Origin of the sequence: Hydrogenophaga crassostreae (assembly GCF_001761385.1) — a bacterium.
GTDB lineage: Bacteria > Pseudomonadota > Gammaproteobacteria > Burkholderiales > Burkholderiaceae_C > Hydrogenophaga > Hydrogenophaga crassostreae.
This window is the reverse complement of record NZ_CP017476.1, coordinates 2,073,713-2,097,221: the sequence shown is the minus strand read 5'-3', so window position 1 is coordinate 2,097,221 and position 23,509 is coordinate 2,073,713. Positions and strand designations below refer to the sequence as shown.

Here is a 23,509-nt window from a genome sequence, read left to right as displayed (position 1 = left end):
ATTGATGCAAAATATTCCCTACAACTTACAATCCTGATCCACGCCGCCGAACCGCCAAACACCACATGTCCGCCCTTTCCCTCGCCCCCCGCGCCCTGTACGAAGAAGTCGCCGAACTGCTTCGCCAGCGCATCTTCAGCCGTGAGCTGGAGCCGGGCAGCTGGATCGACGAGCTCAAGATCGCCGAGGAATACGGCATCAGTCGCACGCCCCTGCGTGAGGCGCTTAAGGTGCTGGCCGCTGAAGGCCTGGTGACCATGAAGGTGCGCCGCGGCGCTTACGTGACCGAAGTGTCCGACAAAGACCTGGCCGACGTCTACCATCTGCTCGCTTTGCTCGAATCCGACGCGGCGGGTGTGGTGGCAGAGCGCGGGACCGATGGCCAGTTGGCCGAATTGAAGGCGCTTCATCAAGAACTCAAGGCCGCCGTCAAAAAGCGTGAAACGTTTTTCGCCCTCAACGAGCAGTTCCATATGCGGATTCTGGAGATCGCCGACAACCGCTGGCGACAACAAATGGTGGCCGACCTGCGCAAAGTGATGAAGCTCAACCGGCACAACTCCTTGCTCAAAACAGGGCGCATCGGCGATTCGCTGGCCGAGCATCAGGCGGTGATGGACGCACTGCTGGCCCGGGACCCCGCGTTGACCCGGGCGCGCATGCATGCCCACTTTTTAAACGGTCTCGAAGCGGCCACCTGATTCGGCCGCGCTTGACAAAAGCCATGATGCCTGCCGCTTTGGGCTGTTAGATTCCTGATCAACCGGTTGCACGGCCGCAACCGCTTTGCCCATCAGGAGTTACCCATGTCCCTCGCCCACCTCGCCCAGCCCGGTATTCTCGAAGCCATCCCGCCCCAGGCCCGCTATCTCTTTTGCCAGCTTCGCCTGGGTGCGTTGCCCCAAACCACCTTGCAAACCCTTGCCAAAGTGACCGATGGTCAAAGCACGGTGGTGGGCATAGGCGCATCGCTGGCGCGCGCCCTCCAGACTCCGGTAAGTGGCCTGACAACCTTCAAAGGCATTGAGGGTGCGCTGGTCAAATTGCCATCAACCCCGGTTGACCTTCTGGTTTGGCTGCGTGGCCATGACCGCGGTGCTTTGCTCGCCCACAGCCGGGCCATCGAAGCCATTCTGGCCCCCGCGTTCACCATCGAAGACATCACCGACGCCTTCAACCACGATGGCGGCAAAGACCTCACCGGCTACGAAGATGGCACCGAAAACCCCACAGGGGACGAGGCGCTGACCGCAGCACTCGTGCCACACAGCAATGGCGCACCCGCGGGCAGCAGCTTTTTGGCGCTGCAACGCTGGCACCACCAGTTCGACAGGTTCGAAGCCATGCCACGCGCGCAACAAGACCACACCTTTGGCCGTGAGCGCGTCAGCAATGAGGAAATGGACGACGCGCCCGAGTCCGCCCACGTCAAACGCACCGCGCAGGAAGACTTCAGCCCCGAGGCGTTTGTGCTGCGGCGCTCCATGCCTTGGGCCCAGGACAACCAGGGCGGCCTGGTCTTCACGGCATTTGGGCATTCGTTTGATGCATTCGAAGCCCTGTTGCGCCGCATGTCGGGCGCAGAAGACGGCATCATTGATGCCCTTTTCTCATTCACAGAACCCCAAACAGGGGCCTATTTCTGGTGCCCGCCAATGCACCAGGGTCGACTCGATTTGAGATTGCTGGGTTTGTAGCTTCAGCAGTTTCCCGAGCCAGGTTGCCGGCCAAGTCGCCTGCGAAGTATCGGAAATACCATGCAGGCAAGGGCATGTATGACGCCTCTATTGACGGATATCAAGGAATATAAGCAAATTCGGATGCATGCTGATCAGAGCATCCTTGCACAACCCTTGATGGAGACAACGCCATGGCAAACATAGTGATACTGGGCGCAGGCATCGGCGGCATGCCCATGGCCTACGAAATGAAGGAACTGGCGCGCAGCGGAGACACCGTCACGGTGATCAGCGATGCGCCCAAGTTCCACTTCGTGCCGTCGAACCCCTGGGTGGCCGTGGACTGGCGCAAGCGGGCCGAGATCGAGATCGACATTGCCCCAGCCTTGGCCAAAAAAGGCATCGAATCCATCATCCAGGCCGCCAAGCGGGTGCATCCCGAAGACAATCAGGTGGAACTGATGGACGGGACCCGGGTGGACTACGACTACCTGGTCATCGCCACCGGCCCCAAGCTCGCGTTTGATGAAGTTGAAGGCCTTGGCCCTCACGGTGGTCACACACAGTCGATTTGCCATGTGAGCCACGCCGAGACCAGCAAAAATGCGTGGGAACAGTTCGTGCAAGACCCGGGTCCCATCGTGGTTGGCGCCGTGCAAGGGGCCTCCTGCTTCGGTCCGGCTTACGAATTCGCGATGATCATGGACACCGACCTGCGCAAACGCAAGATCCGTGACAAGGTGCCCATGACCTACGTGACGCCAGAGCCCTATATCGGCCACCTCGGGCTCGGCGGCGTCGGCGACTCCAAAGGCATGCTGGAAGCGGCCATGCGACAACGCCACATCAAGTGGATCTGCAACGCAAAGACCACCAAGATCGAAGACGGTCAGATGTTCGTCACCGAGCACAACGACCAAGGTCAACCGATCAAGGAACACGTCTTGCCCTTCAAACACAGCATGATGTTGCCCGCCTTCAAAGGCATCGATGCTGTCTTCGGCATCGAGGGTCTGACCAATCCGCGCGGCTTCATCACGGTCGATGAACACCAGCGCAACGCCAAGTTCAAGAACATCTTCAGCATCGGCGTTTGCATCGCCATCCCGCCAGTGGAAGCCACGCCCATCCCTTGCGGTACACCAAAAACCGGGTTCATGATCGAGTCCATGGTCACCGCCACGGCTCACAACATCCGCGAAATCATGGATGGAAAGGAACCCTCCCACAACGCCACATGGAACACCATCTGCCTGGCCGATTTCGGCGATACCGGCGCCTGCTTTGTGGCCCTGCCGCAGATCCCGCCGCGCAATGTGAGCTGGTTCGCCGAAGGCAAGTGGGTGCATCTGGCCAAGGTGGCGTTCGAGAAGTACTTCATGAACAAGATGCGCAAAGGCACCTCTGAGCCGATCTACGAAAAAATCATCATGAATTTCATTGGCATCACCAAACTCAAGGAAAAGTCAGGCAAGTAGGCCTCGATCCAGTGGATACAAAAGAAGCCCTGAGAGCGCAAAGCTCTCAGGGCTTTTTTTCGGGTGCATCAGACCGACCTCAGCGGCCGCTGATACCCAGCAACTCGACCTCGAACACCAGGGTCGCGTTGGGTGGAATCACACCGCCGGCACCACGCTCGCCGTAAGCGATGGCACTGGGGCAGGTCAACTTGGCTTTGCCACCGATTTTCATGCGCTGCACGCCTTCGGTCCAGCAGGGAATCACCCGCCCCAGCGGGAACTCGATCGGCGTCCCGCGCTTGTAGGAGCTGTCAAATTCCTTGCCATCGGGGAAAGTGCCTTTGTAATGCACCTTGACCGTGTCGGCAGCCGCCGGATTGGCGCCCGTGCCATCTTTCATCGATCGGTACACCAGGCCAGTGGATGTCACCACGGCGCCGGCTTCTTTGGCGGCAGCGGTCAATGTGGCATCTTGGGCCATGGCTGGAGCGGCCAATGCCGCGGTGGCACACAAGACCAGGGAGAGAGCAAAACGTTTCATGTTCAAAGGGTGGGTTGGAGAATTGAGGGGCCAGACAGGCAGCTGAAGCATTGTGCCCCAAGCCTGCTCAAGAGAGCTCTGATTCGGCCAGTTCGGCATGACCAACATGCTCCTGCGCCATCGCCCAGACCTCGCGTGCGGGCAGCGGTTTGAGCTTGTGGTTGCTCCACACCTGGCGCCATTTGCGGGCACCGTGCTCGCCATGGCGCAAACCCAGCATGTGGCTGGCTATCGAATACCAGGGAGCGCCATCATCGTCCTGCGCACGTTCCATGTAGTCAACCATGGCGAGTTCCACCGCTTCGCGGGTCAGCGGCTCGACTGGTGGCGCTGCACCGTAAAAGGTCTGGTCCCATTCGGTCATCAACCAGGGGTTGTGGTACGCCTCCCGACCGATCATGGCGCCATCCACATGAGCCAGTTGCTCTGCAATCTGGGCGTTGGTTTTGATGCCGCCATTCACCGCAATCACGAGACCTGGAAAATCGCGCTTGAGCCGGTGCACCAATTCGTAGCGGAGCGGTGGAATCTCTCTATTCTCTTTGGGCGAAAGGCCTTGCAGCCAGGCATTGCGCGCGTGCACCAGAAACACCTTGCAGCCCGCCTCACTCACGGTCCCCACAAAATCCCGCACGAAGTCGTAGCTCTCAATCTTGTCGATGCCAATGCGGTGCTTCACTGTCACCGGAATGGCCACAGCATCCACCATGGCCTTCACGCCATCGGCCACCAACCTCGCATCGCCCATCAGGCAAGCGCCAAACGCGCCCTTGAGCACCCGCTCGCTGGGGCAGCCGCAATTCAGATTGATTTCGTCGTAGCCCCGCGCCTCGCCCAACCTGGCACAAACGGCCAGGTCCACCGGCTCGCTGCCACCGAGCTGCAAGGCCACCGGGTGTTCCTCTTCATTGAAATGCAGATGCTGCGCCGCATTGCCATGGATGAGCGCGCCAGTGGTCACCATCTCGGTGTAGAGCAAGGTGCGCCGGGTCAGCAATCGGTGAAAAAACCGGCAATGCCGGTCCGTCCAGCCCATCATGGGAGCGACAGACAAACGCCAAAAAGAAGGATCGGGGAACGCAACAGACATGCCCCAATTATCCCCGAGCCAAAGAAAAACCCCGCCGAAGCGAGGTTTCTCGAGAGAAATGACTTCAACCCGGAACGCCGCCGGTCCGGCTTTGCCGGTCGGCCAGCGTTGCCCCCTTGAGGGGGTGACGCACTGAAGGTGCGGCGCGGGGGTGGGTCGTGTTCACCCCATATGCAGGCCACCGTTGACCGAGAAGTCAGCGCCGGTCGCGTAGCCGCCCTCTTCCGAGGCCAGCCAGGCGATGATGGATGCGATCTCGCTGGGCTTGCCCAGGCGTTTGACGGGCACGGTAGCCACGATCTTTTCCAGCACATCGGGGCGAATGGCATTGACCATGTCGGTCCCGATGTAGCCAGGGCTCACGGTGTTGACCGTCACGCCCTTGGTCGCCATTTCCTGCGCCAGAGCCATGGAGAAACCATGCATACCGGCTTTTGCGGCAGAGTAGTTGGTTTGACCGGCCTGGCCTTTTTCACCGTTGACCGACGAAATGTTGATGATGCGGCCCCAGCCTTTTTCCACCATGTCCGCAACCACCTGTTTGGTCACGTTGAACATGGAGTCCAGATTGGTGTTCATCACCGCGCTCCAATCTTCACGAGACATCTTCAGGAACATGCGGTCCTTGGTGATGCCGGCGTTGTTCACCAGAACGTCGATGCTGCCGTGCTCGGCCTTGGCTTTGGTGAATGCTTCCACAGTGGAATCCCAGTCACCCACATTGCCTACGGATGCATAGAAGGTGTAACCCTCGGCCTTTTGCTCGTCGAGCCACTTCTTGAAATCGCGTGTTGGACCGCAGCCGGCAACGACTGTGAAGCCTTCTTTGTGAAGGCGCTGGCAAATGGCGGTTCCGATGCCGCCCATACCGCCGGTGACGTACGCTACTTTTTGACTCATGTTATTTGCTCCTCTGGGTGGTGCCTGATGGCATTAAAAAACGGGTTGTGAAGCGTGACTTCGATCTGTCAGGATGCGGTGGAACCGGCTTTGCCGCTCCACCTGCACCGCCCCCTTTGAAGGGGTGACACCGAAGGCGTTGCAGGGGTGGTTGAGCTTCAGCGTTCCACGGCCAAAGACACACCCATGCCGCCACCGATGCACAGCGCGGCCAAGCCCTTCTTGGCATCGCGGCGCTGCATTTCATGCAACAGCGTCACCAGAATACGGCAACCGGACGCACCGATGGGGTGACCAATGGCAATCGCGCCGCCGTTCACGTTGACCTTTGTCGTGTCGATATCCAGCGCCTTGTTCACCGCGCAAGCCTGTGCGGCAAACGCCTCGTTCAGCTCGAACAGGTCCACATCTGCCACAGTCCAACCAGCGCGCTCCAAGGCCTTCTTGGACGCAGGCACCGGGCCCATGCCCATGGTGGCGGGATCGAGTCCGCTGGTACCGAAGGCAGCAATGCGGGCCATTGGCGTCAAACCCAGTTCAGCAGCCTTCTTTGCGGTCATAACCATCACCGCGGCAGCGCCGTCGTTGATGCCCGAGGCGTTACCAGCGGTCACACTGCCGGCTTTGTCGAACGCCGGGCGCAAGCCGCTCAGTGCATCGGCGTTGCTCTTCTTGTTGATGAATTCGTCGGTGTTGAACACCACAGGATCGCCCTTGCGCTGGGGAATCACCACATCGACGATTTCGTCCTTGAACTTGCCTTCTTCCTGGGCCTTGGCGGCTTTTTGCTGGCTGCCCAGCGCCAAAGCGTCTTGCATTTCGCGGGTGATGTTGTGGTCCTTGGCCACGTTCTCTGCGGTGATGCCCATGTGGTACTGGTTGTACACATCCCACAGGCCGTCCACGATCATGGTGTCGGTCATCTTCCAGTCACCCATGCGTTGTCCATCGCGGCTGCCATTCAAGACATGCGGGCTGGCACTCATGTTTTCCTGACCACCGGCGATCACGATTTCACTGTCGCCCCAGGCCACAGCCTGGGCAGCCAGCATCACGGCCTTAAGGCCGGAACCGCAAACGGCATTGATGGTGAGCGCAGGCGTCTCCTTGGCCACACCAGCCTTCATCATGGCCTGGCGGGCCGGGTTCTGGCCCACGCCAGCCGCCAGTACCTGACCCATGATCACCTCGCCTATGGCATCTGCCTTCACGCCAGTGCGCTCCAGCAGTGCCTTGATGACAATGGCGCCCAACTCGGTTGCAGGCACTTTCGCCAACGAACCACCAAACTTGCCCACGGCGGTACGGGCCGCTGCGACGATGACAATATCTTCCATGGAGTTGTTCCTTCTTGAATTGAAATAGGGGTTAGAGAAATCACACAGGCGTCAAGCGCTCATGCAAGCTCCCAGGCAGACTCAGGCGCGAACGCAAAAAAGCCTGCCCACGGCCAACATCATGCCTTGGCTTTGACGTATCGCCCGGGTGCCGGCTCGATTGCGACGTAGGATTTACCCTTGCCGTAGGTTTTGGGTGCAGCAATTTGCTTGCCTCCCAGCGGCTTGAGCCAGGCGGCCCAGTCGGTCCACCAGCTGCCTTTGTGTTCGGTGGCAGACTCGATCCACTCGTTGACATCGGCCGGAAACTTGTTCGCCGGACCAATCCAATGGCTGCGCTTGTTCGCAGCAGGTGGGTTGATCACGCCTGCGATGTGGCCAGAGGCACCCATCACGAAGCGCTTCTTGCCGGGGAACACCTGGGTGCTGGCATACGCGCCGCCAATGGGAACAATGTGGTCTTCGCGGGAACCGTAAAGGTACACCGGGATCTTGACCTTGCGGAAATCGATCTTTTCGCCACAAACCACGGCTTTGCCCGGTTTGACCAGCTTGTTTTCCAGGTAGGTTTCGCGCAGGTACCAGGCGCAATAAGGGCCGGGCAGATTGGTGGCGTCCGAATTCCAGTAGAGCAAATCAAACGGCGGAGGCGACTCACCCTTGAGGTAGTTGCCCACCACATAATTCCAGACCAGATCGTTGGGCCGCAAAAAGCTGAAAGTGGTGGCCAGATCGCGTCCGGGCATCAAGCCACCTTTGGCGTACTGCCTCTCGCGCATCTTGACGAAGTTCTCGTCGATGAACACATCCAGAATGCCGGTATCGGTGAAATCGATCAGCGTGGTCAGGAAGGTGGCGCTATTGACAGGCTCCTCGCCTCTTGCGGCCAACACGGCCAGGGCATTGCTGAGCATGGTGCCGCCGACGCAGAAACCCAATGCGTTGATGGTTTTGGCGCCGGTGATGTCGCGGGTCACGCCAATGGCCTCGATGACCGCATCTTCGATGTAATCGTCCCAGGTTTTGTCGCCCATGGACTCATCCGGGTTGCGCCAGCTGACCACAAATGTGCGGTGGCCCTGCTCCGCGCAATAGCGAATCAGGGAGTTTGCTGGCTGCAGGTCAAGGATGTAAAACTTGTTGATGCAAGGGGGTACCAACAGGAAAGGCCGCTCATACACCTTGGCTGTCAACGGCTTGTATTCGATGAGCTGGAACAGCTCGTTTTCGAAGACCACGGCACCCTCGGTGGTGGCCACGTTTTTGCCCACCTCGAACACGCTCTCGTCCGTCATGGACACATGGCCTTGTTTCATGTCGTGCAGCATGTTGGCCACACCTTTGGCAATGCTCTCGCCCTGGCTATCGATGGCCTTCTTCTGGGCATCGGCATTAAAAGCCAGAAAATTGCTGGGCGAGCTGGCGTCTATCCATTGCTGAACAGCGAAACGCACACGGGTGCGCTGCTTGGCATCGCCCTCCACCGCTTCAGCCATGGCCATCAGCGTGCGGGCGTTGAGCAAATACGATGCGGCTGAAAACGAGGCCATGGGGTTGCTGGCCCAGGCTTCGCCGGCAAACCGGCGGTCACCGGTCGGTTTGGCGTCAAGCCCCTGGCTCATCAACTGGGTAGCCTCGGTGAAATAGGTGTTTTGAATTTCCAGCAACTTGGCCGGGTCAAACTTCACCTGCTCACCCGCAGCCTGGTTGAACAGATCGTTGATGCCGGGCAAGCCAGCGCCCATGTCGGGCATGCCGAACGCGCCAGGGCCACCCGTACCCTTGGGCAAGAAAGCCCGCATGGCCGCAAATGGGTCCACAGCGTCTTTGCCTGGCATGGTTGCAGCGCCGGGAAACGATTTCGCTGCCTGGCTCCATTGGTGAATCAGGTTTTGCTGGAACTGCTGTGCAGCCTCCAGCCAGGGGGCTTGGGGATTTTTCCCAGATGTCATGCTTGTCTCCAGTGGTATTACCAGCGGCTTATTATCGAGGTCGCTGGGATGCAACTCCGTGTTTTCCCTAGTATCGAAGATCCGACTTCCGTCAAGCTGACAGGCTGCGGCGATCAGGCCTCAAATTGAAAGGATAACCGTGTATCTGGTGGTGATTGCGTGGATGTATGTGGTGTTGATGATGTCGGCGGCCGAAGCCACCGCGGTGAATGGCACTGTCCTCGGTGCCATTGTGACCTTTGTTTTGTACGGATTGCTACCCATGGGCATAGTGGTTTACATCATGTCGACGCCTGCCCGCAAACGCAAGATCAAGGCACGGGAAGCCGCTGAAATGGCTGCTGCGAAGACGCTGCAACCGTCATCCATCGATCCAGATGCAGGCGGCCATGCGACCGGTGCTGCCGAGAACGGCAGCGTCCCGCCTGTGGGAAAAGAACCTTGATGGCTGCGAAACGGTGCACCATGGCGGACTGCCATCGTTGCCTTGCAAGTTATTCAAACCCAGGCGTTTCAAGCGCAGGCTGGCGAGCGCGCTGAGGTTGGCCAGGTGCTTCCCTTCGACACCCGCCACGGACTCAAAACAGGTTTCTGCCTCCGCGCTGTGCTGAACAAAAGCCTGCTTGACCTCTGGCCCGACCTCAAAGGTTTGTGGCCCGATGCAGGGGCCCAGCCAGACCCAGGTATTGGCCGCAACCTCTGAGCGTGGCGTACCTGGAACCGCCCGTTGAACGGTTTCTGCGTAGGCCTCAAAGCACCGCTCCAGCACGCCCGCAGCCAAACCACGCCATCCCGCATGCGCACCAGCCACCACATGACCTGAAGCGTGCGCAAACAACACCGGCAGACAATCAGCAACCATGATGGTGCACGCCAGACCACGCTGATCGCTCACACAGGCATCGGCCTCAAACCCGTCGGGCGTTTCGTGACTCAGCAAGGCCACGTTGGTGCCATGCACCTGTTGCAGGAAAACCGGTTTTGCACCCGACAAACGGCTCAACACGGCCCGGTTGCCGGCCACGGCGGCCGGATCGTCGCGCACATGATCACCCAGGTTAAGGCTGTCGAAAGGTGCCATGGAAACACCGCCATCGCGGCTGGTGAATACCACGCGAACCCCCGCAGGCAAACCCGCCTGCGGACACAGCCATGTCTCAGGAAATGCCGCGGCCATCAAGGCGCTGCATCCGGGCAGGCTGACGGTTGAGCCGCCTGAAATGCGGGCAATGCCATGCAGGCTTCGTATGCGGCCATGGTGCGCGGCAAGCCCTGCAGTGGGGTGTCAAAACGCTCGGCGTTGTAGATCTGGGGCACCAGGCAGCAATCAGCCAAAGACGGTGCATCGCCCCAGCAGAACGTCGAAGCTGGCTGCTGCGCCAGTTGGCGTTCGAAGGCCTCAAGGCCTGTGCGCACCCAATGGCGGTACCAGGTGTTCTTGGCTTCTTCTTCGGCCTTCATTTCGTGCACAAGGTATTTCAGGACCCGCAAATTGTTCAGCGGGTGAATCTCGCAAGCAATGGATTGCGCCAGCGCGCGAACCCGCGAACGCGACAGCGCATCGGCCGGAAGCAATGCCGATGCGGGGTGCTGTTCATCCAGGTACTCCATGATGGCCAGCGATTGCGACAGGCGCGTGCCATCGGGCAACTCGAGCAGGGGCACCAGTCCATCGGCGGACAGCGCGGCGTATTCGGCCTGCCGGTGTTCGCCCTTGGCCAGATGAACCGACACATACTCATACGGCAACCCCTTGAGAGCGAGCGCGATGCGCACCCGGTAAGAGGCCGAAGATCGGAAGTAGTTATAGAGCTTCATGCCCCTGAGCATAAACCTGCGATTGCAGGTGTGACCTCAATGCGCCTGGCGCCTGAAAAACAGGCACCCTCTGGATCGCCAGGCCCGTCGCCACCTGCGCGAGTTATCCCTGAACTTGTGCACAAGCTTGGGCACAGTCTGCGTGCACAACTGCGGAGGTGATCAACTGGCCTTGCCCGCCAGCGCCACCAGGGACTGCGCCAAGGCTGGCACCATGCTCACCGCGTTGCTCGAGTGGGTGATGCAGTCGGTGCTCCAGACTTCGTCCACGCCAGATTCCCTGACCAGCGCCAACGCACCTTCGGCAAACAAGGCGTGCGTCACCGCCACATCCACCGACGCGGCACCCGCAGCCCGCAACTTCCGCGCGGCCTGTGCCAGCGTATGGCCCGAACTGGCCACGTCATCCATCAAGACCACCGACCGGCCCTTGACTGGCAGCGCAGGCAGCTCGATGGACACGGCGCGATCACCGTGGCGCTGCTTGAAACACACAGCGTGGTCCCAGCCATGCCGCGCAGCCGCCTGGGCCACCCATTGCAGCGATTCTTCGTCGGGTCCGATCAACACCGCATCGGGGCGCTGTTGATGCACATGGTCAGCCAGTACGGGTGCGCCGCTGAGCACGATGGCGTCCGCCACGGGCACCGCCTCTTGCAGTGTGCTCACGCGATGCAGATGGGGATCCACAGTGATCACCGCATCGAACAACCCCGCCAGAAACTTGCCCACCACGCGCTGGCTCACGACCTCACCGGGGTTGAATGCAATGTCTTGCCGCATGTAGGCCAGGTAAGGCGCGACCAGCGTCAGATGCTGCGCGCCGAGCAACCGCGCCGTCTGTGCGACGAGCAACAATTCAACCAGCTTCTCATTGGGATCGTTCAGCGTGCGCCAGACCACCGCCCGTGGCGAAACGACCTCGGGCAAACGCAGGCGCAACTCGCCATCCGGAAATCGGTGGCGTTCAACGGCACAGGGTTTCAAACCCGCAGCGGCAGCCGCGCGGCCCGCAATCTCGGCATCTTCAGGAAAATGCAAAAGGCAGCTTGTGGCTGCAGCGTCAACAAGCGTCATCAGAACTCCACAAAAACCTGAGGCAATTGATCAACCGTGCCGATGCGGTAGGCGTTTTCACGCTCGCATGCATCGCGGGCAAAGGCCAGATCGGCTGCATAGCTGGCATGTATGCGGTACAGCACTTCACCCTGTACCACCGCATCACCCAAACGCTTCAACAAATCCACGCCTGCCTGCGGCACCTTGGGCGCACCGGCCAGACGCGCAATGCGCGCCAGTTGCAGGTTGTCAATCCCCACCACCACACCCGCTGAGGGCGCCGCCACATCGAGCGTCAAGCTGCCCAGCGCCGGATGGTGGTGGTCAAAACCCTTCGCGCCCTGGGCCGCGATGATGGCCTGCATCTTGGCCAGCGCCCGGCCCGAATCAAGAATATCGCGGGCGATGCGGTAACCGTCGCCGCCGCGCACATCGGGGCTGCACTCGATCAGACGGCCAGCCAGCCGGAGCGATTTTTCGCGCAGATCGTCGGGCGCATCCGGGTGGTTCTCAAGCACCCGCATCACATCGCGCGCCTCCAGCACCGGGCCGACACCACGCCCAATCGGCTGGCGTCCATCGGTCACGACCACGTCGAGCGACAAACCCAGCCGGTCGGCCACGTATTCAAACAAGCGGCGCAGCTTTTGCGCCTCGGGCATGGAGCGCACCTTGGCGGTCGGTCCGATGGGAATATCGAGCACCAGGTGCGTCGCACCCGCTGCGACCTTTTTGGACAAAATGGAAGCCACCATCTGTCCTGGCGAATCGATGTTCAACGGGCGCTCCACAGAGATCAACACATCGTCGGCCGGCGACAGGTCGGCCGTACCGCCCCAGGCAAGACAGCCATGGTGCTGGTGCACGATCTGGGTGAGCTGTTCAAACGGCATTTCCACGGTAGCCAAGACCTCCATGGTGTCGGCGGTGCCCGCCGGCGATGTGATCGCACGCGACGAGGTTTTCGGAAACACCAGGCCATAAGCCGCCACGATGGGCACCACCAGCATCGAGGTTCGGTTGCCGGGAATGCCGCCGATGCAGTGCTTGTCCACCACCAGGCGTTCATGCCAGTCGAGACGGCGCCCGGTGGCGACCATCGCTTCGGTCAGGAAATACACCTCTTCGCGATCCAGTTCGCTGCGGTTGCAGGCCACTACGAAGGCGGTGAGTTCGATCTTGGAATAGCGGTGTTGCGCGATGTCGCGCACGATGGCTTCAAAGTCTTCACGCCCCAGACGCTCACCATTGATCTTGCGAAACAGCGCCGGAATCGAGGCGGCGGGTTCGGCCTGGGACACCGCTGCCGGGTGCCCGTTGGGCACAGCCAGTTGTGCAAAAGCATCTTCGGAAACGCCGAGCTCGCCGCAGCCAACAATGGCTGTGTCATCCACCACGTTGAGTGTGGCGAGAATGCGTTTGCCATTGGCGCGCACCTCTACCTTTGACAGCGCCTGAAAGCCTTCTGCACGGTACACCGCGCATTCGCGGTGCAGGTAGGCCACGTTCTCGTGGTAGGTGTCGATGGCCACCCGCCGCAGGACCAATCCGGAGGGGGGCGCAGCACGATCAGGTGAAGAATCAGGGTTTTTTGTTGAGACCATTTCCTCACAATACACCAGAGCCTGCGGCCCCTGCCATCACCCCACCACCAGGCGCATGGCAGGCATGACCTGCACGCTTTCGCTGCGTCGCTCCAGAGCCAGGCGCATGTTCATCTGGGCCACCTCGGTGTGCTCGGAAGCCAGCGCCTGGGCCCGTGCGCTCTGACCATCGCGCATGGCGGCGAACAGCAAGTGGTGCTGCCGATGGGCGTACAACATCCAGTCCCGGTCCAGTGCCACCGTGCCTTGCATGGGCAGCATCGCCGACGCCGGTGCGAACGGCAACTTGTCGTTGAGTTCGACGGCCCGCTGCAAAGCGCGGTTACCGCAGGCCTGAAGAATCAGCGCGTGGAAACGGTCGTTCATGGTCGCATAGGCGGCGTAGCTGGCCAGGGTGAGCGGATCGGCTTTCAACAGGCGATCCCCCTCATCCAGGCATGCCTGCAATTCGCCCTGCAGCTGTCTCGAAATGCCATGCTCCGCAACGAGGCGCGCGGCCATGCCCTCAAGGTGGCCGCGAACAGCAATGGCATCGATCACCTCTTGCGCCGTGAACTGGCGCACCATGAACTTGCCGGTTTCATTGGTCTCGACCAAACCCTCTTGCTCCAGCGTTACCAAAGCGGTGCGAACCGGCGTGCGTGAAGCCCCCAGCCGTTCGGCGAGTTGCTGTTCGGCGAGGCGGTGGCCAGGCGAAAACTCACCGCTGAGGATGAGGTCTCTCAATTGCATCAATACGGTGTCTTGCAGCGTCATGCGGCAAACTGTACACTGAAACATAAAAACGGTATACCGTTTAATTTTCACGTTGTTGGAGCCCCATGAAAGCAGAACTGAATGAGCGCATCACGCGCGTTGGCCCCGGAACGCCCGCCGGCGAATTGTTGCGCCGCTACTGGCAACCCGTTGCCTTGCTTGACGAATTCGACCCAGCCCTTGACCCCTCCATGGCCACCCGCCCGGTGAAAGCTGTTCGCGTGCTGGGGCAAGACTTTGTGCTGTTTCGCAATACCCATGGCGGATTTGGCTTGCTCGATCGCGCCTGCCCACACCGCGGCGCCGACCTCGCTTTTGGCCGCAACGAAGGCGACGGGCTGCGCTGCCCCTTTCATGGCTGGAAATTCGACGCCACAGGCCAGTGCATTGAGACGCCCGGCGAACCCGCCGGCAGTCAGCTGTGCAGCCGCATCCAGCAGCGCAGCTATCCCCTGGAAACCCGGGCGGGCGTTCTGTTTGGCTGGTTTGGTCCCGAAGACCAGCCCCCTCCGCCAATGCCCGCCCTTGACTGCTTTGTGGCGCCAGCCAGCCACAGCTTTGCCTTCAAAGGGTTGTGGCAATGCAACTGGCTGCAGGCCTTTGAAGTGGGCATCGATCCGGCCCACGCCTCTTACCTGCACCGCTTCTTCAACGATGCCTCGCTGGAAGACAGCTACGGCAAACAGTTTCGCGGTGCCAGCGCGGGTGATGTGGGTGGCGAGCGCTGGCCCATGACCCGCGTCATGCGCGAATTTGGTCAACCCGAGATTTCCTTCACCGCAGAGCCTTATGGATTTCAGCTCACTGCTTTGCGCAAGATGACCGAGGCGCTCGCCCATGTGCGGGTCACCAACGCCGTGTTCCCGCAAACCTTCGTGATCCCCTTGTCTGAGACCATGACGATCACGCAGATGCACGTGCCCGTGGACGACACCCACAACCACTGGTACGCCTTTTTCACCAGCTTCGACGGACCGGTCAACAAAGAGACCATGCGCAACCAGCGCCTGGACGCCGTCACCCTGCCCGACTACATCCCCAAATCGGGTCGCCACAACAACTGGGGTTTCAACGCCGAGGAGCAGCAAAACCGAACCTACCTCGGCATGGGCGAGGACGACATCAACGTGCACGACCAATGGGCCTGCGAGAGCATGGGGGCCATTCAAGACCGCACCCGCGAACACCTGGGCACCACCGACAAGGTCATCATGGCCAACCGCCGCCTGCTGCTGCAGGCCATCGACACCGTGGCCAACGGCGGTATACCGCCGGGCATCGCAGACCCCGCACTGCACAGTGCCATCGCGGGCCCCGACACGGTCGATGGCATCGCCCCAGCCAACGAATGGCAAACCTGGTGGAAAGCCGCCGTGACAGCCAAACGCGCGGCCGCGCCCTGGGCCCGACCAACGGAGAGAAATGCAGTTTCCGCAGACCTGGAGACCCGGCAACCGTGAGCAACCCCATCCCACCCTGTTTCGCCGAGCGCTGCGCAGTTCATGACAGCCAGCGACAAGCCGATTGCGAAAATGCCATCAGCGCCATCGAAGCCTCGGGCGTTCACAGCATCCGCCTCGGCTGGTGTGACACCCACGGCCAGCTGCGCAGCAAAACCCTCGCCGTTCGCGCCGCCATTCGCGCCCTGTACGACGGTGTCGGCATGGTCAGCACACTCATGCTCAAAGACACCGGGGACCGCACCGCCTGGTCAATCTTTGAACCCAGCGGAACACAGGACATCCCTGGCTTTGCGGGCGCGACCAACCTGATTCTTTTGCCCGACCCCATGAGCTTCATTCGGCTTCCCTGGGCCGAAGGCGTGGGCTGGATGCGCTGCCAGCCCTGGTTCACCAACGGCACACCGGTCAAGCTCGATACGCGCAGGGTTTTGCAAAATGCGCTGGAACGCCTCGCCGCTTCGGGCCACGGCTTGCGAACCGGGCTGGAGGTGGAGTTTCACATCTACCGCATCACCGACACCACCCCACAGCTCGACCCCAACCGAGCCGCCTGGCCCGGTGAGCCACCCGCCGTGGAAATGGTGCACCCCGGCTACAACCTGCATTCGGAAGCCATGGCCGACATGGCCCACGAACCGCTGGAGATCGTTCGCCAAACCGCCCAGGCGCTCGACCTGCCGCTGCAATCGCTGGAGATCGAACTTGGCCCCAGCCAGATTGAGGCCGTTTTTGACGCCACCGACGCGCTCACCGCCGCCGATCACATGGTGCTGTTCCGCAACGGGGTGCGCCAGGCCCTGCGCCGCGCGGGTTACCACGCCAGCTTCATGTGCCGCCCACCGTTTCCCAACGTGATGTCCAGCGGCTGGCATTTGCACCAATCGTTGGTCCACCTCAAGTCGGGCCACAACGCCTTCATGCGCGACACCCCCGAACCAGGCAGCCACCCGGGCATGGCCCACCACACACTGACACTGGCCGGCTCTCAGTGGCTCGGCGGCCTGTTGACCCATGCCCCGGCCATCACCGCACTGTGCACACCCACCATCAATGGCTATGGCCGCTTCCAGCCCAACGCCTTGGCGCCGCAGTCGATCTGCTGGGGGCGGGACAACCGGGGGGCCATGCTGCGTGTCATCGGCGGCGCGGGCGACCCAGGCACCCGAATCGAGAACCGCATCGGGGAACCCGCCGCCAATCCCTATCTCACCATGGCGGCACAAATCCATGCCGGGCTTGACGGGCTGCGCCGCGGTCTGCAACCGCCCCAGGCTTGCGAATCGCCCTACGGCGAGGCCCACGAACCGGTGCCATCCTCCCTGCCCCAGGCGCTAGACGCCCTGTTGGCCGACACCGCGCTCAACGCCAGCCTGGGCGCCAGTTTCGTCAACTACTTCGAGCGCATCAAGCGCAGCGAAATAGAGCGTCACGCGAAGGCGCAAAATCCCACCGAATTTGAGCGCCGCGAATACTTCGGGCGCACCTGAACAACGAAGACATGATCACCATTCACTTCATCGCCGCAGACGGCAGCGAACAAACCGTTCCAGGCAAGCCTGGCCAAAGCCTGATGCAAGCGGCCGAGAAGGCCAGGCACCCCGGCATCGCCGCCGACTGCGGTGGGTCACTGACCTGCGCCACCTGCCATGTCAAAGTGGCGCCCGAGTGGGCCTCGCGCCTGCCCGAGGCCAGCAACGATGAAATGGCGATGCTTGAATTCACCGCCAGCCCCCGAGAGGCCACCAGCCGACTGAGTTGCCAGATCGAGCTGACCGCCGAACTCGACGGCCTGGTGGTGCACCTGCCCACTGCGCAGTACTGACGTCCCTGATACCGAAACTGCAACAGAACAACGCCGCTGTCCCATTCACCCAACGAAGGTCGCCCATGAACCACGTATTTCCACCATCTCCCACCGTTTCCGTGCCTGTCGAAGGCCGTGCCGAGCGCTTTCCCGTGCACCGCATTTACTGCGTGGGCCGCAACTACGAAGAACACGCCAAAGAAATGGGCTTCACCGGCCGTGAACCACCCTTCTTTTTCCAGAAGCCCGCCGACGCCGTGCTGGTGGCCGAACCTGGTGTCACGGCCGACTGCCCCTACCCCAGCCAAACCAGCAACCTGCACCACGAAATCGAACTTGTCGTGGCCATAGGCAAGGGTGGTCGCAACATCGCAGCGGCTGACGCAGCCAGCCACATTTTTGGCTACGCTGTCGGCCTGGACATGACGCGCCGTGACCTTCAGAACGACATGAAGAAACAAGGTCGCCCCTGGTGCATTGGCAAAGCATTTGACCAGTCGGCACCCATCGGAGCCATCACGCCGGTGGATCAAACCAGCCACATCGAAGACGCCGCCATCTGGCTCGAGGTCAATGGCAACGAGCGCCAGCGCAGCCAGATCAGCATGCTGATCTGGAACATCGGCGAAATCATTGAGCACCTGTCTGCCGCCTGGGAACTGCAGCCTGGCGACCTCATCTACACCGGTACGCCCGCAGGCGTGGCAGCCGTGAGCAAGGGCGACGTGATGAAAGGTGGCGTCGAGGGCCTTCAGGCGCTCAATATCCGCATAACCTGAGCCATTGCGCCCCATTATTGGAGCAGATAGAATTCACCATTGGTGAATAACTTTACCTAAACGAAATTGCTGCAGGCCGAATAACGTGCGCATCCGGGTTTGACCTCTGCCTCTGGCAAACGCCATTTGTTAAGGTCACAGCCATTCCAAGCAAACCGCTTTCCTTCCGACTCCACAGGAGAAACCTCCAAATGATCCAACGCAGAAAACTGATTCAATCTGGTGCAGCCATGGCCTTTGGCGCGCCTGCACTGGTGGGCTTTGCCCAGCAAAGCGTCACGCTCAAATTCCACACCTTCATGTCGCCGCAGTCCAACGTCTGGATCAACATGCACAAGGCGTGGATGGACAAAGTCACCGCCGACTCCAACGGCCGCATCAAGTTTGAAGCCTACCCGGCCATGCAGTTGGGTGGTTCTCCTGTACAGCTGTACGACCAGGCCAAAGATGGCGTGGTCGATGTCGTCTGGACGCTGCCTGGCAACACCCCCGGCCGCTTCCCGCGCATCGAAGCCTTCGAACTGCCGTTCATGATGAACAACGCCGAAGCCACCTCGCGCGCCTACTGGGAATACGTGCAAACGGTCGCCAAAGACGAGTTCCGCGACGTGCACCCCATTGCCCTGCAGGTGCATGGCCCTGGCGTCATCCACATGCGCGACAAACAAGTCAAGACGGCCGCCGATCTGGTCGGATCCAAAGTGCGCGGCCCAACCCGCCAGATCACCAAGATGCTGGGCTACCTGGGTGCCACACCCGTGGGCATGCCGCTTCCGGCCATCACCGACTCACTGTCCAAAGGCGTGATCGACGGTTGCGTGATTCCCTGGGAAGTCGTGCCTGCCGTCAAGGTCCAGGAACTGGCCAAATTCCACAGCGAATTCGACCCGGCTGGTGGTGCGCTGTACACCACCACCTTCGTGATGGCCATGAACAAAGCCAAGTACGCTTCGCTGCCGCCAGATTTGAAGGCCGTGATCGACAAGAACTCGGGTATCGAAACGTCCGGCTGGCTGGGCAAAGTTCAACAAGGCGGCGACATCGCTGGGCGGGAGTCTGCCGTCAAGCTCGGCAACTCCATCTACACCGTGCCACCAGCAGAAGCCCAGGAGTTCAAGCGCAAGGCGCGCCTGGTCGAAGTCGAGTGGATGCAAGACATGGACAAACGCGGCTTCGACGGCAAACAACTGCTCGATACCGCCCGCAGCCTGATCGCCAAACACGGCAAGTTGGTCAAAGGCTGATCGAGCCAGGGCGCCATGCCAGAAAGGGCTTCTTCGGAAGCCCTTTTTTTCGCCCTGTCATTTCAGCCCGATACACTGTGACGCATGCACCGCCGCCCTATTCAACACTGCCGCGAATGTGGCCAACCCGCCACCTACCGCCTGCCCGATGACGGCGACACCAAGCCGCGCGCCATCTGTACGGTCTGCCACACAGTCCACTACGAGAACCCGCTCAACGTTGTGGGTACGGTGCCAGTTTGGGGCCCCACCGGCGAGCAGGTCTTGCTCTGCCTGCGCAACATCGAACCGCGCAAAGGCAAGTGGACGCTCCCCGCAGGCTTCATGGAGCTCCAGGAAACCACCGCCCAGGGCGCGCTGCGCGAAACCATCGAAGAAGCCGGTGCGCAAATCGAAATGGGGGAGCTGTTCACGCTTATGAGCGTGCCCCGTGTCGGGCAGGTGCACATGTATTACCGCGCCCGCCTGCTCAACAAGAACTTCGACCCCGGGCATGAAACCATCGAGGCCAGGCTGTTCACCGAAGACCAGATTCCCTGGGATGAGATTGCCTTTCGCACCGTGCGCGAGACATTGGAATGCTACTTTGCCGACCGGCGAACGGGCCACTTTGGCTTCCACACGATGGACATCGACTGAAGATACCGTGCGTGATGGCCCCCACGCTCCGCCGCTGCGCGGGTCGCTGCCCCCCAAGGGGGCTGATTCCGCTTGGGGCGGCCCTGCGCTGAATCGCTGACCCCCACGCTCCGCCGCGGCGCGGGTCGCTGCCCCCCAAGGGGGCTGATTCCACTTGGGGCGGCCCTGCGCTGAATCGCTGACCCCCACGCTCCGCCGCGGCGCGGGTCGCTGCCCCCCAAGGGGGATGATTCCGCTTGGGGCGGCCCTGCGCTGAATCGATGGCCCCCACGCTGCGCCGCTGCGCGGGTCGCGGGCCCAGCAACGGGAAGGGGCCCGGTGATTTACCGGGTCCGCGGGGCTTGAGTCTGCCCTGTGGAGAACCCCTTCGCCATGGTTCAGAGCGAAGCCGCGAGGCGTGCGATGCCTTCTTCGATCTTGTCGATGCCCACGGTCGCAAAACTCAGGCGCAGGGTTGCGACATCGGGATTGCTGGCATAAAACGGCGCGCCAGGAACGAAAGCCACGTTGTTTTCAATGGCCCGCTTGGCCAGCTCTGCGCCGTCGGCCAGCTTGCCATTGGCGCCGGTGAGCCTTGCCCAGATGAACAGGCCGCCCTGCGGTTGCACAAACTCAATGCCATCGCCCAGTTCCCGCCGCAGAGCATCGCCCATGGCCGCTGCGCGCTCGGCGTAGACCTTGCGCACCTTTGCCAGTGTCCCCGGCATGCGCCCGGCGAGCAGGTATTGCGCCGCGGTGGCCTGCGCGAAGGTAGAGGTATGGGCATCGCTGAACTGTTTGCACATGGTCGCCTTGCCCAGCAACTCGGCCGGCCCCACCATCCAGCCCACGCGCAGGCCAGGGCTCAGCACCTTGCTCAACGAACCACAATGCACCAGCAGCTCGCGGCTGCCCGGTACCTGTGCGCTGAGCGCCAACAGACTCAACGGTGGTGGCGTCTCGCCAAAGTACAAATCGCCATACGGGTCGTCTTCAACCACCAGCGTCTGGTGTTTCACGGCCATCGCCAGCACGGCGCGGCGCCGCTCTTCGTTCAGCAAGGCTCCGCTGGGATTACCAAAGGTGGGAATCAGGTAAACGAATTTGGGGCGGTGTTCCTCGATCAGGCGCTCCAGTTCGTCGGTCTTGACCCCTTCGCCATCCACCGGCGCCGAAATCAGTTCGGCGCCGTAGAGGCGGAAACATTGAATGGTGGCCAGAAAGGTGGGGCCCTCCACGATCACCTTGTCGCCGGGCGAAATCATGGTCTTGCCCAGCAGATCAAGCGCCTGCTGGCTGCCCGTGGTCACGATGAGCTGTTCGGGGGTCAAATCCTGTGCGCCCTTGTTGCGCATGAAGCTGGCAATTTGCTCGCGCAACGGGCCATAGCCCTCGGTGGCACCATATTGCAATGCGGCGCCCGGTTCGTTGGTCAACGCGGCGTTGGCGGCGATGCGGATGCCGTCCACATCAAACATCGCGCTATCGGGAAAGCCGCCCGCAAAGCTGATGATGCCCGGCTTGCCCAACAGCTTGAACAGCTCCCGGATTGCAGAGGTTTCAACGTTGTTCAGGCGGTCGGCAAAATTCAATGGCATGGTGTTCTCGCAGTCTGAAAAGGATCTCCTGAAGATAGCAGAGCCCACCCGGTGGTCAAGCTCATCCACCCAATTGGCCGGTATTTGCTGCCAATTTCAGTGGATGGCAGGTGGCTGGCCTGGCAACAATGGTTCAGAACCGCCATTGCCACTCACCCCCTCAATAAAGAAGGAGATCACCCATGTCCGCCGCGAGCACGTTTACCCAGTCCATCAACCTCCCCACCATGCCCGAAGTGGCGCATGAACTCATCCAGAGCCTGAACGACGAAGACGTGCCCGTGGCCCCCGTGCGCAACGCCATCGCCAAAGACCCGGCACTCACCGTCAAGCTGCTTCGCCTGGCCAACAGCGCGCGCTACGGTGTTTCCAAAGAAGTCTCCTCGGTGGACGACGCCATGATGGTGGTGGGCATGTCGCAAGTTCGAACGCTCGCGTTGTCCTCCTGTCTGAGCGACGCCTTTCCTGTGGTGGCGGGGCTGAACAGCAAAGACTTCTGGAGCGAAAGCCAGGCCTGTGCCGGCTACGCGCAATGGCTGGCCACCCGCGTGGGTTCTGATCCGCAGCAAGCCTGGTTGACCGGTTTCATGGTTCGCCTGGGTGAACTGGTGATCGTCGACAAAGCGCCCGAAGCCTTGCCCGAAATCGAACGCACACCCCATTTCCCCGGCGCCCGCTGGCAGCGCGAGGCAGCCCACCTCGGCTTCACCGAAGGCCAGATCACCGCCGAAATGGCCCGTCGCTGGAACTTCCCCGCCGTCATCAGCGACGCCCTCGAGTCTTCTGCCGACCCTCTGGCAAAGCGCCCTTTCTGCCGCCTGGGCGCTGTGTTGCATCTGGCCGAACTGATGTGTCTGCTCAAAGAGGAAGACAACCCGGATCTCAAGGAAGTGCCCCAAGAGCTGTTGACAGCGCTGCACATCGAGCGCGAGTGGCTGCGCGAACAGCTGCCCAAGGCGCGCGAATTTGCCCAGGCCGCCGTGCTGCACTGAACCCGGCGGGGCCCCTGGTGATGCCCCTACACTTCCGTGCATGAACCGCGCCCAAATCGAAGCCTTTTTCGCCACACTCAAAGCCGCCAACCCGCACCCGAAAACCGAACTGGAATACACCAGCAACTTTGAGCTGCTGGCGGCGGTTTTGCTCTCGGCCCAGGCCACCGACGTGGGCGTCAACAAGGCCACGCGCAAACTCTATCCCGTGGCCAACACACCGCAACAGATCCTGGATCTGGGCCTGGAGGGGCTGGAAAGCCACATCAAGACCATCGGGCTGTACCACAGCAAAGCCAAGCATCTGATGGCAGCCTGCCGCATCCTGGTGGATCAGCATGGCGGCGAAGTGCCCGGCAACCGCGAGGCCCTCGAAGCCCTGCCCGGTGTGGGTCGGAAAACCGCCAATGTAGTGCTCAACGTGGCGTTCGGCCAACCCACCATGGCTGTGGACACCCATATCTTTCGCCTGGGCAACCGCACCGGCCTGGCCAAAGGCAAGACGCCGCTTGCCGTTGAGATGAAGCTGATGAAACGCATACCCGCCGAATATGCCGTGGACGCCCACCATTGGCTGATCCTGCATGGGCGCTACGTATGCCAGGCACGCAAGCCGCTGTGTTACCAGTGTGCGGTAGCCGATTGTTGTGATTTCAAGCCAAAGACCAAGGCGCCGGCCTAGGGCCTGCCCGAAGTGCCTTTGAGCAAAGAGGAGGTGCAAGCGCCTCAAGCCAGGGACCGCTTGCCGACATCGGTGAAACGACCAGCAGATGACGGGGAGCCGAAAGGCCCGACCCGAGGCCGAGTGGCAACGG

At 61.2% G+C, this 23,509-nt stretch carries 23 protein-coding genes; 12 read left to right on the top strand and 11 right to left on the bottom strand.

Going from position 1 to position 23,509, the window contains the following annotated elements:
• Nucleotides 1-65 precede the first annotated feature (65 nt).
• From LPB072_RS09755 to LPB072_RS09745, 3 genes are all read left to right on the top strand, one after another.
• Nucleotides 66-701 (top strand): GntR family transcriptional regulator, encoded by a 636-nt coding sequence (locus tag LPB072_RS09755; RefSeq protein ID WP_066088238.1) that lies wholly within the window; start codon nucleotides 66-68, stop codon nucleotides 699-701.
• Between the two features lie 105 nt (nucleotides 702-806).
• Nucleotides 807-1,697, top strand: coding sequence for a Dyp-type peroxidase (locus LPB072_RS09750; protein WP_066088242.1), 891 nt, complete (start codon nucleotides 807-809; stop codon nucleotides 1,695-1,697).
• Nucleotides 1,698-1,870: 173 nt separating this feature from the next.
• Nucleotides 1,871-3,157 carry an NAD(P)/FAD-dependent oxidoreductase gene (locus LPB072_RS09745; RefSeq protein ID WP_066088244.1) on the top strand — a complete coding sequence of 429 codons (1,287 nt, stop codon included), beginning with the start codon at nucleotides 1,871-1,873 and terminating at the stop codon, nucleotides 3,155-3,157.
• Nucleotides 3,158-3,236: 79 nt separating this feature from the next.
• Here LPB072_RS09745 and LPB072_RS09740 read toward each other — a convergent pair whose 3' ends face one another.
• The 5 genes from LPB072_RS09740 to phaC all read right to left on the bottom strand — a co-directional run bounded on the left by LPB072_RS09740 (nucleotide 3,237) and on the right by phaC (nucleotide 8,959).
• Nucleotides 3,237-3,680 (bottom strand): FKBP-type peptidyl-prolyl cis-trans isomerase, encoded by a 444-nt coding sequence (locus LPB072_RS09740; protein ID WP_066088248.1) that lies wholly within the window; start codon nucleotides 3,678-3,680, stop codon nucleotides 3,237-3,239.
• Nucleotides 3,681-3,747: 67 nt separating this feature from the next.
• The gene (gene dusA / locus LPB072_RS09735; RefSeq protein ID WP_066088251.1) at nucleotides 3,748-4,770 is read right to left on the bottom strand and encodes a tRNA dihydrouridine(20/20a) synthase DusA; all 1,023 of its coding nucleotides are present in this window, start codon (nucleotides 4,768-4,770) and stop codon (nucleotides 3,748-3,750) included.
• Between the two features lie 162 nt (nucleotides 4,771-4,932).
• Entirely contained in the window at nucleotides 4,933-5,670 is a 738-nt protein-coding gene (gene phbB / locus LPB072_RS09730) for an acetoacetyl-CoA reductase (RefSeq protein WP_066088255.1), read from the bottom strand.
• 158 nt (nucleotides 5,671-5,828) lie between these two features.
• A complete protein-coding gene (locus LPB072_RS09725) occupies nucleotides 5,829-7,007 on the bottom strand; it encodes an acetyl-CoA C-acetyltransferase (RefSeq protein WP_066088257.1) in 1,179 nt (392 codons plus the stop codon).
• Between the two features lie 119 nt (nucleotides 7,008-7,126).
• Nucleotides 7,127-8,959, bottom strand: coding sequence for a class I poly(R)-hydroxyalkanoic acid synthase (phaC, locus tag LPB072_RS09720; RefSeq protein ID WP_066088259.1), 1,833 nt, complete (start codon nucleotides 8,957-8,959; stop codon nucleotides 7,127-7,129).
• 139 nt (nucleotides 8,960-9,098) lie between these two features.
• Here phaC and LPB072_RS23870 point away from each other — a divergent pair, with 139 nt between their 5' ends.
• Nucleotides 9,099-9,404: a hypothetical protein gene (locus tag LPB072_RS23870; protein WP_066088261.1), complete on the top strand. Its 306-nt coding sequence runs from the start codon at nucleotides 9,099-9,101 to the stop codon at nucleotides 9,402-9,404.
• Here the strand turns inward: LPB072_RS23870 and pgeF are convergent.
• From pgeF to LPB072_RS09695, 5 genes are all read right to left on the bottom strand, one after another.
• Entirely contained in the window at nucleotides 9,321-10,136 is an 816-nt protein-coding gene (gene pgeF / locus LPB072_RS09715) for a peptidoglycan editing factor PgeF (RefSeq protein WP_066088264.1), read from the bottom strand. The genes LPB072_RS23870 and pgeF overlap by 84 nt on opposite strands.
• Complete coding sequence (gene maiA / locus LPB072_RS09710) at nucleotides 10,136-10,777, bottom strand: maleylacetoacetate isomerase (protein ID WP_066088267.1); 642 nt, start codon at nucleotides 10,775-10,777, stop codon at nucleotides 10,136-10,138. Before maiA ends, pgeF begins: the two co-directional genes overlap by 1 nt.
• A gap of 162 nt (nucleotides 10,778-10,939) precedes the next feature.
• Nucleotides 10,940-11,854, bottom strand: a complete 915-nt coding sequence (locus tag LPB072_RS09705; protein WP_066088269.1) for a ribose-phosphate diphosphokinase — start codon at nucleotides 11,852-11,854, stop codon at nucleotides 10,940-10,942.
• Nucleotides 11,854-13,440, bottom strand: coding sequence for a thymidine phosphorylase family protein (locus LPB072_RS09700; protein ID WP_066088272.1), 1,587 nt, complete (start codon nucleotides 13,438-13,440; stop codon nucleotides 11,854-11,856). Before LPB072_RS09700 ends, LPB072_RS09705 begins: the two co-directional genes overlap by 1 nt.
• Before the next feature lie 36 nt (nucleotides 13,441-13,476).
• Nucleotides 13,477-14,196: a GntR family transcriptional regulator gene (locus tag LPB072_RS09695; RefSeq protein WP_066088275.1), complete on the bottom strand. Its 720-nt coding sequence runs from the start codon at nucleotides 14,194-14,196 to the stop codon at nucleotides 13,477-13,479.
• A 65-nt stretch (nucleotides 14,197-14,261) separates the two neighbouring features.
• On the opposite strand from LPB072_RS09695, the gene LPB072_RS09690 reads away from it, so the two are divergent.
• The 6 genes from LPB072_RS09690 (at nucleotide 14,262) to LPB072_RS09665 (ending at nucleotide 20,125) form a co-directional block, all read left to right on the top strand.
• Nucleotides 14,262-15,656, top strand: coding sequence for an aromatic ring-hydroxylating dioxygenase subunit alpha (locus LPB072_RS09690; RefSeq protein ID WP_066088278.1), 1,395 nt, complete (start codon nucleotides 14,262-14,264; stop codon nucleotides 15,654-15,656).
• Nucleotides 15,653-17,146 carry a glutamine synthetase family protein gene (locus LPB072_RS09685; protein WP_231943480.1) on the top strand — a complete coding sequence of 498 codons (1,494 nt, stop codon included), beginning with the start codon at nucleotides 15,653-15,655 and terminating at the stop codon, nucleotides 17,144-17,146. The genes LPB072_RS09690 and LPB072_RS09685 overlap by 4 nt, the downstream gene beginning before the upstream one ends.
• A gap of 11 nt (nucleotides 17,147-17,157) precedes the next feature.
• Entirely contained in the window at nucleotides 17,158-17,481 is a 324-nt protein-coding gene (locus tag LPB072_RS09680; protein ID WP_066088280.1) for a 2Fe-2S iron-sulfur cluster-binding protein, read from the top strand.
• Nucleotides 17,482-17,546: 65 nt separating this feature from the next.
• Nucleotides 17,547-18,242, top strand: coding sequence for a fumarylacetoacetate hydrolase family protein (locus tag LPB072_RS09675; RefSeq protein WP_066088283.1), 696 nt, complete (start codon nucleotides 17,547-17,549; stop codon nucleotides 18,240-18,242).
• A 191-nt stretch (nucleotides 18,243-18,433) separates the two neighbouring features.
• A complete protein-coding gene (locus LPB072_RS09670) occupies nucleotides 18,434-19,486 on the top strand; it encodes a TRAP transporter substrate-binding protein (RefSeq protein WP_066088285.1) in 1,053 nt (350 codons plus the stop codon).
• 84 nt (nucleotides 19,487-19,570) lie between these two features.
• On the top strand, nucleotides 19,571-20,125 hold the full coding sequence (locus LPB072_RS09665; protein WP_066088290.1) for an NUDIX hydrolase: 555 nt from the start codon (nucleotides 19,571-19,573) through the stop codon (nucleotides 20,123-20,125).
• Nucleotides 20,126-20,502: 377 nt separating this feature from the next.
• On the opposite strand, the gene LPB072_RS09660 is transcribed toward LPB072_RS09665, so the two are convergent.
• Nucleotides 20,503-21,702, bottom strand: coding sequence for an aminotransferase-like domain-containing protein (locus LPB072_RS09660; RefSeq protein WP_066094737.1), 1,200 nt, complete (start codon nucleotides 21,700-21,702; stop codon nucleotides 20,503-20,505).
• Nucleotides 21,703-21,884: 182 nt separating this feature from the next.
• Between LPB072_RS09660 and LPB072_RS09655 the strand changes: the two genes are divergently transcribed.
• Both LPB072_RS09655 and nth read left to right on the top strand, forming a co-directional pair.
• A complete protein-coding gene (locus tag LPB072_RS09655) occupies nucleotides 21,885-22,694 on the top strand; it encodes an HDOD domain-containing protein (protein ID WP_066094734.1) in 810 nt (269 codons plus the stop codon).
• A gap of 40 nt (nucleotides 22,695-22,734) precedes the next feature.
• Nucleotides 22,735-23,376: an endonuclease III gene (gene nth, locus LPB072_RS09650; RefSeq protein WP_066094731.1), complete on the top strand. Its 642-nt coding sequence runs from the start codon at nucleotides 22,735-22,737 to the stop codon at nucleotides 23,374-23,376.
• The last annotated feature ends 133 nt before the right edge of the window (nucleotides 23,377-23,509 follow it).